The 13,763-nt window shown below is 37.8% G+C and carries 13 protein-coding genes; 7 read left to right on the top strand and 6 right to left on the bottom strand.

Annotation, left to right across the window (positions count from 1 at the left end):
• Both ACP6PL_RS25700 and ACP6PL_RS25695 read right to left on the bottom strand, forming a co-directional pair.
• The coding region (locus ACP6PL_RS25700; protein ID WP_426548177.1) for an NB-ARC domain-containing protein at positions 1–2,528 on the bottom strand (2,528 nt) is incomplete at its 3' end.
• A 68-nt stretch (positions 2,529–2,596) separates the two neighbouring features.
• Positions 2,597–3,436, bottom strand: coding sequence for an esterase/lipase family protein (locus tag ACP6PL_RS25695; protein WP_426548176.1), 840 nt, complete (start codon positions 3,434–3,436; stop codon positions 2,597–2,599).
• A gap of 224 nt (positions 3,437–3,660) precedes the next feature.
• Between ACP6PL_RS25695 and ACP6PL_RS25690 the strand changes: the two genes are divergently transcribed.
• Entirely contained in the window at positions 3,661–4,464 is an 804-nt protein-coding gene (locus ACP6PL_RS25690) for an EamA family transporter (protein WP_426548175.1), read from the top strand.
• A 276-nt stretch (positions 4,465–4,740) separates the two neighbouring features.
• On the opposite strand, the gene ACP6PL_RS25685 is transcribed toward ACP6PL_RS25690, so the two are convergent.
• From ACP6PL_RS25685 to hpnJ, 4 genes are all read right to left on the bottom strand, one after another.
• The gene (locus ACP6PL_RS25685; protein WP_426548174.1) at positions 4,741–5,901 is read right to left on the bottom strand and encodes a radical SAM protein; all 1,161 of its coding nucleotides are present in this window, start codon (positions 5,899–5,901) and stop codon (positions 4,741–4,743) included.
• A 203-nt stretch (positions 5,902–6,104) separates the two neighbouring features.
• Entirely contained in the window at positions 6,105–6,527 is a 423-nt protein-coding gene (locus ACP6PL_RS25680; RefSeq protein ID WP_426548173.1) for a putative toxin-antitoxin system toxin component, PIN family, read from the bottom strand.
• 4 nt (positions 6,528–6,531) lie between these two features.
• Positions 6,532–6,846, bottom strand: coding sequence for an AbrB/MazE/SpoVT family DNA-binding domain-containing protein (locus ACP6PL_RS25675; RefSeq protein WP_426548172.1), 315 nt, complete (start codon positions 6,844–6,846; stop codon positions 6,532–6,534).
• Positions 6,847–7,003: 157 nt separating this feature from the next.
• Positions 7,004–8,437: a hopanoid biosynthesis associated radical SAM protein HpnJ gene (gene hpnJ / locus ACP6PL_RS25670; RefSeq protein WP_426548171.1), complete on the bottom strand. Its 1,434-nt coding sequence runs from the start codon at positions 8,435–8,437 to the stop codon at positions 7,004–7,006.
• A gap of 389 nt (positions 8,438–8,826) precedes the next feature.
• On the opposite strand from hpnJ, the gene ACP6PL_RS25665 reads away from it, so the two are divergent.
• From ACP6PL_RS25665 to ACP6PL_RS25640, 6 genes are all read left to right on the top strand, one after another.
• Complete coding sequence (locus tag ACP6PL_RS25665) at positions 8,827–9,729, top strand: hypothetical protein (RefSeq protein ID WP_426548170.1); 903 nt, start codon at positions 8,827–8,829, stop codon at positions 9,727–9,729.
• Positions 9,730–10,003: 274 nt separating this feature from the next.
• Positions 10,004–11,023, top strand: coding sequence for a hypothetical protein (locus ACP6PL_RS25660; RefSeq protein WP_426548169.1), 1,020 nt, complete (start codon positions 10,004–10,006; stop codon positions 11,021–11,023).
• A gap of 152 nt (positions 11,024–11,175) precedes the next feature.
• The gene (locus tag ACP6PL_RS25655; protein ID WP_426548168.1) at positions 11,176–11,898 is read left to right on the top strand and encodes a sigma-70 family RNA polymerase sigma factor; all 723 of its coding nucleotides are present in this window, start codon (positions 11,176–11,178) and stop codon (positions 11,896–11,898) included.
• On the top strand, positions 11,898–12,692 hold the full coding sequence (locus ACP6PL_RS25650) for a DUF1822 family protein (protein WP_426548167.1): 795 nt from the start codon (positions 11,898–11,900) through the stop codon (positions 12,690–12,692). Before ACP6PL_RS25655 ends, ACP6PL_RS25650 begins: the two co-directional genes overlap by 1 nt.
• A gap of 180 nt (positions 12,693–12,872) precedes the next feature.
• On the top strand, positions 12,873–13,118 hold the full coding sequence (locus tag ACP6PL_RS25645; RefSeq protein WP_426548166.1) for a UPF0175 family protein: 246 nt from the start codon (positions 12,873–12,875) through the stop codon (positions 13,116–13,118).
• Positions 13,115–13,615, top strand: coding sequence for a PIN domain-containing protein (locus ACP6PL_RS25640; protein ID WP_426548165.1), 501 nt, complete (start codon positions 13,115–13,117; stop codon positions 13,613–13,615). The genes ACP6PL_RS25645 and ACP6PL_RS25640 overlap by 4 nt, the downstream gene beginning before the upstream one ends.
• Positions 13,616–13,763 lie beyond the last annotated feature (148 nt).

Here is a 13,763-nt window from a genome sequence, read left to right as displayed (position 1 = left end):
ATCTGTCGAGCAGCAGCCAGTGCTTCTGGTAATAATTCTGGTGTCAATTTATCAGCCAAAGCACTGAGAAGTTGGGCGCGATTTTCCTGATATTGAATCTGTCGAGCAGCAGCCAGTGCTTCTGGTAATATTTCGGGCAATTTATCAGCCAAAGCTCTGAGAACTCGGGCACGATAATACTCAGACTGAATCTGTCGAGCAGCAGCCAGTGCTTCTGGTAATAATTCTGGTGTCAATTTATCAGCCAAAGCATTGAGAACTTCGGCGCGATTTTCCTGATATTGAATCTGTCGAGCAGCAGCCAGAGCTTCTGGTAATATTTCGGGAAATTTATCAACCAAAGCTCCGAGAACTCGGGCACGATAATACTCAGACTGAATCTGTCGAGCAGCAGCCAGAGCTTCTGGTAATATTTCGGGAAATTTATCAGCCAAAGCTCTGAGAACTCGGGCGCGTGGATACTCAGACTGAATCTGTCGAGCAGCAGTCAGAGCTTCTGGTAATATTTCTGGTGTCAATTTATCAGCCAAAGCACTGAGAAGTTGGGCACGATGATACTCATCCTCAATCTGTCGAGCAGCAGCCAGAACTTCTGGTAATATTTCGGGAAATTTATCAGCCCAAGCTCTGAGAAATTCGGCGCTTTGATACTCATCTTGAATCTGTCGAGCAGCAGCCAGAGCTTCTGGTAATATTTTTGGTGATTTATCAGCCAAAACACTGAGAACTTGGGCACGATATTCCTCAGAATAAATCTGTCGAGCAGCAGCCAGAGCTTCTGGTAATATTTCTGGTGTCAATTTATCAGCCAAAGCACTGAGAAGTTGGGCACGATGATACTCATCCTCAATCTGTCGAGCAGCAGCCAGAACTTCTGGTAATATTTCGGGAAATTTATCAGCCCAAGCTCTGAGAAATTCGGCACGATGTTCCTCACATTGAATCTGTCGAGTAACAGCCAGAGCTTGTGCTGGTGTTAATTGGGGAAGTTGGACACGATAATATCTCTCATCCTTAATCTGTCGAGCTGTAGCCAGAACTTCTGAAAAGGCTTTTTTTAAGCTGTCTGGCAAATAATCAACTAATTTTGCTAGGGAGTCTCCTTTATCCCTTGGCTCAGGCTTTTGTAATGCGTAGGCTAACCCTTGCTCTGGAGTCCAGAAATTATGTTTAACCAAAGCCACCAACAAATTTCCTGGTAAATTTGCTGCCAGACTATTAATAGAAGCAGTTATCAAAGCATAACGACACTGCAAACTAACAACTTGAGACAACCTACCTTCATCCAAGTCAACCGCTAACTCCCAAGCACGAGCCACGTCAGTAATAAAAATCCCCATTTGCCCTAAAAGTTCGCACGTTTCATACCAACCATTAGTCCCACTTTTCGACTCCTCCGCCAATAAACCATGAATCTCCTCTATCTTCCCTGCCTTTTCCAAATGCCAGACTAAATGCTGATGAATATAACCATCATTAGGTAAAGTATGCCAAAGATGATTATCCGTTAACTTCCTATATTTCTTCAAAAATATTTTGTGAGCCTTAGCTAGACGAATACCCAACCCCGGCAAATCACCTTCTTCTGTTGGATGTAATGGTGCAGTCAACAAATACCGAGCCAGATCGTGAAACAAATCATGTAAACGATAAGTAGGCTTACCATCAGGCAAAGCCACACCATTCAACAACAACGCCTGACTCCGCAAATACCTCAACTGCTTCGTCGCATCTATCTCATCATTCATACCCCAGAGTACAGTCGCCATTCCTGGAGTAATATTCACATCATCCGGCAATATTCCCAACCAAATAAAATCTTCCCGCCTTTTTTGTGTTAGTCGCTTGACACTCAAATTCAATGAAGCAGTCAAACTCGACTTTTTTAAATTAGCCTCATTAACAGCATCCTCTGCACCTGGTATAGCCAACGTTTTTAACCGAGCAATTTCCCCTTGAATATCCTCTAACAGCTCTCCCCAAGACATATCATCCTCCGCAACTTGAGCCGCTGCCAACTCCAAAGCTAAAGGCAAATATCCCAGTTCCTTAACCAAAGCTTCCGCCTGTTTTGCTTCCTCTCCCCTAATTTCACGCCCTAAAATTTGACTGAGAAGTTGCATTGACTGGGATAAAGTCATCACATCCAGACTGTAAATTTCAGCTCCTAAAGGACGAGCGATCGCCTTATTCCTTGTCGTCACCAAAACCTGACAGCGGGAACCTCCCACATTAAAAAATTGAGCATGGTCTGGACTCCAAGCATCATCCACCACCAGTAGCACAGATTTCTTAGAAAGTAAAGTCCGCAAATGATCAGCAGTCGCCTCAACACTTGTAGATTTGAAATTATAGTCACCCAATGTCTGCACCCAACCACTCAGCATCGGCAGAATATTAGGCTCTTGACCCAATGTTACCCAGAGAATACCATCAGAAAAACGAGATTGTACCTCCTCATCATAAGCTAAAGCTTGTGCCAGAGTAGACTTACCCACAGCACCCAAACCGTGGATAGCAGTCACCACAATAGCTCGCGTATCCGATGAATTTTCCAGTAGGTTAGCCTTTAAATTGTCGCTGTATTCCGGGCGATCTACATAGTATCTGGGGAGGGGTGGGGCTTGGAATAGATTAATTCTAACTCTCGTCGTGTAAGTGGAGGCACCAACTTTTTTTTTACAAAATTTTTTACGGAAAGATAAACCAAATCATTTTTTTCAGGTTTAGCAATAGAATTGTGATCTGCTGGAATAGCAACAGGTTTAACATCTTTAATTCCTGGGTTAGCGCTATCTCTATCCACAACCAAAACTCCACTTGTATGCTGAGTTTCAAATAAGACCTGAGTTTGAATTCCGAAATTATCAACATTTTGTCGATACCATTCATTAAGTTCACTTAACTGAGGTGTATGCGCTTTTAATTCCTCAACATTTACCGTCGCTCTCGTCAAAACTTTAATATTATCAATTAAATTAGCCAAATGGGAGCCTTGATGGGGAGTAGACAAAAACACAATCCCCTGAGTCTGTTCAATAATAGCTCTTTTATCTTCAAAGTTTTGAGCTGTACGAATTAAATGTTTGACAACCAACCCACCCATACTGTGAGTCACAAATATCAGGGGGCGAGTACCTACATCGCTAACCTCTAGATATTCCAGTAAATTACTTGCTTGGTCAAAAAGTGGCATTCCCTGACCAAAATATTCAAAGCGAGGCGCTTCATATCCAAAAGTCCAGACATTTGCTTGTAACTCTTGCCCTAACCAAAACGGCCAAAAGTTTAAATCTTGATTATCTCTTTTACTTTTAGGATGCCATGTACCCCAGGGATGGCCAGCCAAACCATGAACAAAAACAATATCACCTCTCGGAGGAGAATTTTCACACTTAAATACTGGTAATAAACCAAGCATATTCTCTTCTGTCATATTATTTTCAGTATAAGAAATATATTTTAGCAGAAATTTTGGAAGTTAACTTTCGTTATTTTCAGGAGGAGCTACACCAATTCCAGAAAATAATGCTATACTTCCTCAAGGCTTCAGTTATTAAGTAATCAAGTAAAGTTTATGTTTTTAAGAATTCTAGGAAAAGAGGGTAATTACTACCTACTTATTCCTAAGAACCCTACTCTCCTACTCCCCTAATTATTATGGCAAATTTAATCTTACTATTTCTGTTAAATATTACCCAAGTTTTAGGTGATATTTGGTTAAGTAAAGCCATGAAACAATTTGGGGAGGTTAATCTAGTTAACTCTGAAAGTTGGATACCATTAATAATTTACTTACTAACAAATTTTTGGATTTGGTTAGGAGTAATTTTTCTCATGCTTTCTCTAGGTTTATACCTAACCATTATTTCTAAACTTGACCTGAGTTATGTACTTTCGATGCACTCTTTAACTTATTTGTTAAATGCCTTATTTGCCTGGTTAATTTTAGATGAAACAATTTCAAATATCAGATTAATCGGAACTTTGATTATAACTATTGGTGTATTAATTGTTGGTTTAAGTAAAAGTCTGTATGAAGATAGAAAAAATCATAATTTTAACCTGGCTTTATTAGGATTTTCTTTGAGCTTTTATCAGTCTAAAACTTGGTTAGCGATCGCTATTATTGCTTTGGCTGATTCAACTGGAGATTTATGTCTTGCCAGAGGGATGAAACAAATTGGAGAAGTAAATTTAAAATCTATCAAAAGTCTATTTCAGCAAATAGGTGAAATTATCATAAATCCGTTAATTATTGTGGGAGTTTTTTGTCAAACAATTGCTTTTTTATCATTTATTTCAGTGTTAAGTTGGGCAGATGTTAGTTTTGTTCGTCCGGCAACAGCATTAACTTATGTTTGTAGTATTTTAGGTGCGAAGTTTTGGTTAAGAGAAAAGGTTTCTTTGGGTAGGTTTATTGGCATTATTTTTATTGTTATTGGTTTGGTTATTAATAGATAGATTAAATGTTTATCATTGCGACTAGAACGGAGTGGAAGGTTTGCGGAGCATTCCGGAACGGATAGCAATCTCAAGATTATTTTTATTGTTATTGGTTTGATAGTTAATAGATAGATTAAATATTTGTCATTGCGACTGGAACGGAGTGGAAGGAAGCAATCTGGAGGATTTGATTGATATAAGCATTTTCTTATATGAAAATACAAAAAATTGTGCTATCTCCCCATCACCCTACCACCCCATCACCCAATCACCCCATCCCTCTATCTCCCCATATTAAAACCGCATTATCCAAGGTAATTCTTCCATCACCGCCCGCAAGGAATCAACATTACTTTTTCTAGTTAAAGCTTTTGCTGTATCTAATAAATTTCCTTTCTTAATTGACTGATAAGCATCCTGCATCGACACTGCAATATTCTGCATTAAACTCGAATCTCGATAACAATTAATCATACATTTTGTACAATTATCTCTAACCAATTTTGAGCTATCAAATTCATAAATAGAACACATCGGTTCATGCCAAAAATGACAACGCCATAAGTTTAAATCCCAGTCAAGAAAAAAGAAACGATAACCTGCTAAACAAGGATAAAGTTGTTCCTCATTGTTGACAAATCTCTGCATTTCCTCTAAAGAAAGAGTAGGGTTAACTACACGAAATCGCTTTTTTAATTGCTTGACTTTTTCGTAAGCTTGCCAGAGACTTTCATTAGTATGAGTCACTAAACCTGCATCAGAAAATCCCAGAAAATTAGAATCCAGATTTGTTAATGGATAGGAAAAAACTACTGACTCAAATCCAAGGGAGTTGAGAAAATCTGGCAGTGCATCATAATCAACTAAATGACTCATAGTGACAGAAGCAGTCGAATACATACCAATATCTTTTAGCACTTGATTAGCTTCTTTAATTTTGCTGCATACACCAGGCAACCCACGATTATTTTCGTGAATTTCTTCAGTTGCAGCATCAACTGAAATAATTAGACTAGACAAACCTGCGTCTGCTAATTCGTGAATTTTGTTCCGCGTTAACAACCCACAATTTGTCACCACCATAGGTTTGATTCCTAATCCTGCTGCATGATTAACAAATGAGACCAAGTTGGGATTAAGAGTTGGTTCCCCACCTGTGAAAACCAGATATCTAATACCTTCGCGAAACAGAATATTAATTGAATCTATACCCTCATCGAGTTCAACAAATTTTGTTTCTTCTTTAGGAAAAGTATCTCGTGCAAAATTGCAGAAACCGCAGTTAGCATTACAAGCATTATTAATGGCAAATTGACAAAATCCCGGGCCTCCTGCTTGAAAAACTAACTGTAGGGTATCTAGGATGCTGGTTGTGGTTGACATCCCGCGATTTTTGGTTTGGGTAGTAATTTTTGTATTGTTGTTATCTGGTGTTGTTTGGGTGTTTGTTTTCATAATTTTGTTGATTGATATAATTTGTACGGGTATAGTATTGATAATTTTGACACTTAAATACTGGTGATAAACCAAGGGTATTCTCTGCTGTCATATTACTATTTTCAGATGATAAATAAGCTCGTAGTTTTGCTTAAGCAAGTGAAACTTATACTTATTGCTCAAGCAAAACTACCAACAACTTGATTATCACTGATAATAGCTTAAGTAGAATTTGCCAAAATATCCATAAACTCACCAGCGCTTACAATTGGAATTGTTACTTTTGCCTTGATATTAAGCAGGTCTGTATCACCTGAAATAATAAAATCAGCATTCACTAATTTAGCGCAGGCAATAATTTGGTCATCATCTGGGTCAGAAATTATAACTTTTTCAACTTCTCCAATCTCTACAACTTTCACCCAATAAATCCAACTATTAACTACTTCTTGGGGACTAGATTCTAACAAAGCTAGTCTCTTTGAAAACTTAGGACGCTGTAGAACATCTAATAATTCTTCTAGCATCACTTCAGAAGTGTAAACTTCAATTTGCCCTGACCGCACTAATTCCAAAACCTCAAAAGGTTTCCCTCGCCAAAATATTCCAGAAATCACAGTATTGGTATCTAAGATAATTCGCATCAACTTAAGTTAACTTTCGTTTTTCCTGCTTATAAGATTTAATTTCTGCTTGAATTTCCTCTTCAGAAATAGGATCGATTTCATTAATTTCATGGAGGCGATCGCAGGCGTCAAAAAAATGTGAATCTGGTTCACGGTTAACTCCTTTTTGCGCGTTAATCATATCCTTAATAGCCGACTTTTTCACCCGTTTGAGGATAATAGTATCCTCCTCTTGCGACAATACAAACTCATCCCCAGGTTGTAACTGAGAGCAAATTTCTGGTGGTAACTCTAACTGTCCATTTGCTGTTACTTGAATCACTGTTTTTGATGTCATAATTTTCATTCCTAATCGTAATATTATTAATTCCTTAGAAAAATTCAGGCTAACTTTTAACTACTTCATCTCATTCACAGACAAAGGAAACTAGAAATATAATAACTAATATACCTCTCCAATAATTCAGTTGCAACCGGAGATGTTTAATAGCTAATTAATGACTCGCTGCTCTCTGATGACGCTCCCTCAAATAAGACAAAAATTCCTTACCTTCCCGCAAACGTCGCACCAACATTTGCGGGTCTGCCAACATTTCTCCAACTATAGGAATAATTGACTTCGGTCTAAAATAAAACCGCCGATACATTTGCTCTACCCCATCCTCAATTTCACTACCTGACAAATTAGGATACTGCAACGCTGACATTTGAATGCCAGAATTAGCAACCAGAGAATCTCCTGTAAACCAACCATTTGCTTCAGCTTGACTATATAATTCTGTTCCTGGATAGGGGGAAGCAATGGAAACTTGAATCGTATGGGGATTTACTTCACAAGCAAAACGGATAGTTTCCTCAATAGTTTCCCTACTCTCATTGGGTAAACCGAGAATAAAAGCTCCATGAACTTTAATTCCCAACTTATGGCAATTTTCCATAAATTTGCGGGCGACTTCTAATTTAATTCCTTTCTTGACTCCATCCAAAATTTGCTGATTTCCTGATTCAAAACCAACTAAGAGCAAACGCAGTCCGTTATTTTTCAATTCTTTCAGGGTGTCATAATCTAAATTCCCACGAGCATTACAACTCCAGGTTAACTTCAACTTCTTCAAATGTTCGCTAATAGCGATCGCTCGTTTTTTATCAATGGTAAAAGTATCGTCATCAAAAAAGTATTCTCTGACAGAGCTTCCCCAAATTGCTTTTGCTTCTGCCATTTCTCGCCCTACTGCTTCCGGACTTTTAGCGCGATATTGATGTCCGCCAATAGTTTGTGGCCATAAACAGAAGGTACATTTAGCAGGGCAACCTCGACCTGTATATAAGGAAATGTAGGGATTAAGCAAATAACCAATTAGATAGTTACGAATATCCAGATGTTCTGCATAAACAGGAAAAACACTAGGCATGGAATCCCAGTCGTGAATTAATTCTCGTTCTGGGGTATGCTGAATATTGCCTTGGAGATCGTGGTAACTCAACCCTTTAATTTCTCCAAAAGGTTTGCCTTCGGATAATTCTTTGCAGGTGTAATCAAATTCGTTGCGACAAACAAAATCAATAATTGGATTATCCCTGAGAGTTTCTTCTGGCAAAACTGCCACATGAGCGCCAACAAAACCTATTTGTGTTTCCGGGTTTTGAGTTTTAATTGCTTCTGCACATTTAACATCATTGGGTAGGGAAGGGGTACTGGTGTGCATAATTACCAGTTCATAATCTTTGGCAATTTTCAGTACATCTTCCACCGTTTGATAATGAGCAGGAGCATCTACTAACTTACTTCCCGGAACTAGAGCAGCAGGTTGAGCTAACCAGGTAGGATACCAGAAGGAGGTAATTTCTCGTTTTGCTTGATATCTAGCTCCGGCACCTCCATCAAAACCATCAAAGGAAGGGGGGTTTAAAAATAAGGTTTTTTTCATCTTGAGTATTTAATATAGTAGACCTTTAATATATAGGAATATTTGGCCGAACATTCCTACGTTTTATTTTTATACCACAAGTTATCTAATATCATGTGTCCTCTCCAGGGGAGCTACGAATTGCAGATAATTCAGTTATAAAAAAGTATTAGTTTGTAGTTGGGCTTTAGCCCAAATAAATATTTAGCGGGCTAAAGCCCAACTACTAGCCTAATTATAAGTATTCAAGCGAACATGATATAAACCAATTTTCCCATTCCATAATTCTCAACAGAAAATTTTTTCATAATTGCAAAATTATTCCCACTTCAAAACGTTAAGTAATTAAGAACAGATAATTTAGGGTTTTAAATGGCCCAAAATTATCGACTTAACAATTAAAGGAAATAATGATTGTACTTATTAAAAAATTTCATGTAATTATTGTGGCTATCTTGGTCAGCTTTTTGGCAAGCTGTGCTGGAAAAGTTGAGAGCAAAACTCCCACTGATACCATATCTTCTACTATATCTGAACCTTTAGCAGAAGTCAAAACTGCTTTGGCAAATCAACCTCAGTCACTTCCGGTGCAAGTGGCAATTATCATGGATAAAACGGGTAGTGTTGAATGGAGTCGCATCGAACAACCACAACTCCAAGATTTTCAATTGTTGTTATCCCTATTAAAGAAAAATGGTGGGGAGATAGCAGTAGGAACCTTTTGTTATGACAGTAACCGTCCCCTAGCAAGAATTAGAGTCGAACAACAACCTATGTTGGTTAATGCAGGTTTTAATCATCCTGTTGCACCTGTGGAACCTACAAACCAAGGTAATGCTTTTACATATAGGAAGGAAAAGAAGGAGTATAAACAAAAATTAGCTGAATATGAAACCTTGCGTCAAAATGATTTGCAAATTTTAGCGAGTTATCAAAATTCGGTGCAACAGTGGCAAAGTCAGAGCGAGGGAAAAATTCAGGAGTTTATGAAAAATCAACTTCAGCCTATTTTATCACATCCTGTTAATTGTGGTAGCAGTGATATTCAAGGAGGAATTAACCGCGCTAAGTTGTTTCTAGCAGAAAATGATGCGACTTGGAGAGAAAAACCCCGAAAGTTTGCCGTATTTATTACTGATGGTTTGGATAATGTTGGTATTCAAGCTGCTGAGTTTCAGAGCAACGCTGAACTTTTGTTAGTTAATGGCGCGGGAAGTAAGGGGATATTTGAAAATATTGAGCATAAAGCTTTTGAGTCTGTACCTGCTGCTTTTCAATATTTAGTTACTCAAGTAAATAAAGGAGCATTGTAGGAGCGAATGGCCATTCGCCCTTACATTCCTAGTAGTAGACTGATACATATTCAATGGTGCGTTACGACGGATTGTTAAATGTCTTTCATAGTCTGAATTTTAGCCGTCTAACACACCCTACTGAACCGTTTCAACTGATACATATTCAATGGTGCGTTACGACGGATTGTTAAATGCTTTTCATAGTCTGAATTTTAGCCGTCTTTTCATGTCGCGCAGCGAAACACACCCTACAATTTTTATTGAAAAAATCCACTTAAACACACAATAACTTATGAATAATTTTTCTTTGGGTAAGGAAGGTCAAGAATTTGAGAGTAGAGAACGTGCATACTATCAAAATTTGGCAGATGAGGAAAAACAACGGCAAGAAGAGAAAAAAAGGTTGGAGAGAGAAAGGGAAGAGAGGCGATCGCTCTACCAACAACAACAAAAAGAAATTCAACAGAAGTTGGAGTCGGAAAAACAAGAGAGGCGATCGCTTGTTCACATCGGTCAGCTTGAGTCTTTGAGGTTTAAATATCTCTATAATGCACTGGAAACAAAGGAAAGAAAGGTAAAAATTGAAAATGAGTTGACACAGTTGAAAGCAGAATATCCCGAATTTTTGAGGTTTGGTATCAGAAAAGCACTTGGGTATTTTTTCATGCTTTCATTCTTTTTTGCTGTTTTGGTAATCAATTTTGTTTTAATTAAGCAACCAGTTGAATATTTGGCATCTCAAGCATTTCCTCCGGGGTCTTTTGCTGTTACTCTTGCGACTATATTGTTGCCTGTGGTTATCATTTTATTTGAGTTAGGAATTTGCTCTCAATTATTTTCGGCAAAAATGTCTCCCTTCTCTCAAAATGAAATTCAACTTTGGCAAAGACTAGCAAATACTATCGTTTGGGTGACTCCAACCATGTTAGTGGGTACTTCTGTTGCTCTCTATAGTGGCGAAGACTGGCCACCTGAGTTGTATGACATCATTTTGTTGGTGGCAATGGCCATTTTAGCTTATGTAACTGATGCTGGTATCGTTTATGGTTACGATCGCTATCAGAATGGTTTTGCTTTCTTCTGGTTTAGAATTAACCACTTACTTCGGGAACAGAAACTAAGAGATTGTAAGAGGATGTTTTATCACGAAAAATCTCAATTTATTCCTGCTTGTCAAGATTATGAAGAGGCGATTAATCAGCATAATCAAAAGTTTAAAAGTCAAGTTAAATTTGTGCCGATAAATGTTTATTTTGATGATGTTTATCCTCAGCAATTTTCTCTATCTGGAAAGGCATCAAATTTAGATTAATTTTAGCCGTAGGACTTTGGTCTCCAAACCCACACACAAACAATTTTTTTCACATAGAAAAAAAGAGGTGTTGGGTTTCGGTTCCTCAACCCAACCTACAATTTTTAGGAGAACAAATAAACATGATTTATGGTATAGTTGGAGTTAGTTAAATGGTCAAGTCAAAATACGTTTCTGTAAATCAAATGTGTAATGACAAATCTAATGATGATTTGCTCTGTGAAGCGATCGCTAATTTCTGCCAACAAACTCCGGAAACTAGGGAACGGGATAAGGCTTTTGCTCACTTGTGGAGCCTAATTTTAAAATTCCAAATACCTCGTACATCCCCACACCCAAGATACCCAGATTTATTGCAAGAGATTCAGTTAGAATTTTCTCAAAGAATATGTACTGAATTTGAGCAAATTAAAGCAGGAAAAAAATCTTTTGTACATAGTCTGAGATTGTGGATGAATTGGTATGGGTTGCGTCTCGGATTCAGAATTATGGATTTGGATCGTGAAGATAAGAAAAAAAATGAGAGAGAAACTTCTCTTGATGCACCAATTTCTGGTGGCAATAATGATGGAAATACACCGACTTTAGTAGATGTTACTGCTGGTAAATTTGACCCGATGGAAACTTTAATTCGAGAAGATTTTAAAGAAAAACTATCAGCAGCAATTCAAACATTGGTTTGTCATCCAAAGGATTATCCTCAATGTACTTGTGCGGAAATTTATAAACGGCGTTTTTACAGAAATCCTCCGCAAAAATTTACAGAAATTTCCAAGGAATTAAATCTTCCTTATCAAGCTCTAATGGCACACAATCGGAGAAAATGTAAACCACTTTTGAAGAAAATTTATAACGAACTTTTAGGAGGCGAATAATGACTACTAAAGATAATCAAACTATTAATATTCCCATCCAAAGAGAGGCTCATAATTATGCTCAACAATTTGCAGCACAACAACCTAATAAGGAAAAAAAGACTCAAGTTTATCTGAATACTTTGGTCGTTTATGCTGTAGATAATTTTCTCAAAATGATGGATATTTCCACAGATTTAGAAGCTTCTGATTCTTGGAATCCGCTAATTCGTCTTTATCATAATGTGGCAGATTTGGCTATTCCTAATATTGGTCAATTAGAATGTCGTTATGTATTGCCAGAACAGGATGAAATAGAGTTACCGCCAGAGGTACTTGAAGATAGAATCGGTTATGTTTTTGTTCGGTTAGAAAACAGTTTAAAATCTGGGGAAATATTGGGATTTTTGTCAATGGATGAACCAGATGAAATGCCGGAAGAAGTCGAACTTGATGAGTTAGAAGATATAGAAACTTTGTTTGAATGTTTGCAAAATTTAGAATTAGCTAATAATGCTATTGCTGCGGATATCGATCCGGTTTTTGCTAAAGTCAAAGAACGGTTAGAAATGGAAGATTTGACTAATATTATTGCTCAGTTGGAGTCGATTTATCGGACTAAAAAAAAATCTGAGCGGCGTGGTGCTGTTACGGATTTGTTTGAGACATATTTAGGGATTGGTAAACCAGAATCAGCAGATAATTTGGTTGTAAGTTTGAAAGAAGGAGATGATGAAAATGGGGATATTGAGTTGAGCGATTTAGCAGAAGATTTGATCAATAAATTAGCAGAAATTTGGGAGGGAAAAGAATAGGAGAAGTCAGAAGTTATAAAATGTTGTAATAGCCTAAATTTAGATCCCCTCCTGCCCCCCTTAATCAGGAATGAACTGGTGCAGACTTGGTTTCTTTATAATTTGTAACTGAGTACAAGAGTTGCCTTTGCAGATTTGAACGTTTTACAATTTGAAAATTACTAATAGAAACTGAAAAAAATGAGTATGATTATTTCCTCTGAAATTATCAAAGCGAGTGGAATGACTGAAGATGAACTTTTGTTAGAAATTGTTTTGTTGCTTTTTCAGCAGGAAAAGATTAGTTTGGGAAAAGCAGCAGAATTGTTGAATATCTCACAGGTTCGTTTTCAAGAGTTAATTGCTAACCGTGGCATTTGTATCCATTATGATGTTGCTGAATTACAGGAGGATATTGAGCATTTGACTGCGAAGGGGTGGTTATGATTATTGTGAGTGACACATCTCCTCTCAATGGATTAGTAATAGTGGGATATTTGCCCTTGCTGCAACAAATTTATGGACGGGTGTTGATTCCTCCTGCGGTAGCAGATGAATTAAAGCGAGGTGGTGAAGACGATCCGCGAATCACTCAAGTTTTATCCCTAGATTGGATTGATATCTGTCAACCTACCAATATTCAACTGGTTAAAACCTTACAAACTGAGTCTAATTTAGATCGGGGAGAGTCTGAAGCAATAGCTCTTGCTCAAGAGCTTAAAGCGGAGGAATTGCTGATTGACGAACGGTTGGGGAGGAAAGAAGCAGTTCGTCTAGGGCTAAATATTACCGGGTTATTGGGCATTCTTCTTGTTGCCAAGCGACGGGGGTTGGTGACTGAAATTAGACCGATAATTGATGCTCTTATTCAGCAAGCTAACTTTCGAGTAAGCGATCGCCTTTATCTAGAGATTTTAATTGCAGCTAGAGAAAATGATCGATAGCGATCGCTCTAAAGCAAGAAAAGGCTAGACACAGATTTGGCCACGGATACAGGGATAATCGCTGAAATTGGTGATCAGTGAAAAAGCTGATAACTGATTTAGATCCCCCCCGCCCCCCTTGAGAAGGGGGGAGTCAAGAAAAAGTCCC

Origin of the sequence: Dapis purpurea BLCC-M126, assembly GCF_050015975.1 — a bacterium.
GTDB lineage: Bacteria > Cyanobacteriota > Cyanobacteriia > Cyanobacteriales > Microcoleaceae > Trichodesmium.
This window is presented reverse-complemented; position numbering and strand designations above follow the sequence as displayed.

Bases quoted from the DNA above. Each gene is read 5' to 3' on its own strand.
- ACP6PL_RS25680 (WP_426548173.1), bottom strand. From the start codon at position 6,527: ATGCGAATTATCTTAGATACCAATACTGTGATTTCTGGAATATTTTGG.
- ACP6PL_RS25675 (WP_426548172.1), bottom strand. From the start codon at position 6,846: ATGACATCAAAAACAGTGATTCAAGTAACAGCAAATGGACAGTTAGAG.
- ACP6PL_RS25685 (WP_426548174.1), bottom strand. From the start codon at position 5,901: ATGAAAACAAACACCCAAACAACACCAGATAACAACAATACAAAAATT.
- ACP6PL_RS25665 (WP_426548170.1), top strand. From the start codon at position 8,827: ATGATTGTACTTATTAAAAAATTTCATGTAATTATTGTGGCTATCTTG.
- ACP6PL_RS25660 (WP_426548169.1), top strand. From the start codon at position 10,004: ATGAATAATTTTTCTTTGGGTAAGGAAGGTCAAGAATTTGAGAGTAGA.
- ACP6PL_RS25640 (WP_426548165.1), top strand. From the start codon at position 13,115: ATGATTATTGTGAGTGACACATCTCCTCTCAATGGATTAGTAATAGTG.
- ACP6PL_RS25650 (WP_426548167.1), top strand. From the start codon at position 11,898: ATGACTACTAAAGATAATCAAACTATTAATATTCCCATCCAAAGAGAG.
- ACP6PL_RS25655 (WP_426548168.1), top strand. From the start codon at position 11,176: ATGGTCAAGTCAAAATACGTTTCTGTAAATCAAATGTGTAATGACAAA.
- ACP6PL_RS25645 (WP_426548166.1), top strand. From the start codon at position 12,873: ATGAGTATGATTATTTCCTCTGAAATTATCAAAGCGAGTGGAATGACT.
- ACP6PL_RS25690 (WP_426548175.1), top strand. From the start codon at position 3,661: ATGGCAAATTTAATCTTACTATTTCTGTTAAATATTACCCAAGTTTTA.
- hpnJ (WP_426548171.1), bottom strand. From the start codon at position 8,437: ATGAAAAAAACCTTATTTTTAAACCCCCCTTCCTTTGATGGTTTTGAT.
- ACP6PL_RS25695 (WP_426548176.1), bottom strand. From the start codon at position 3,436: ATGACAGAAGAGAATATGCTTGGTTTATTACCAGTATTTAAGTGTGAA.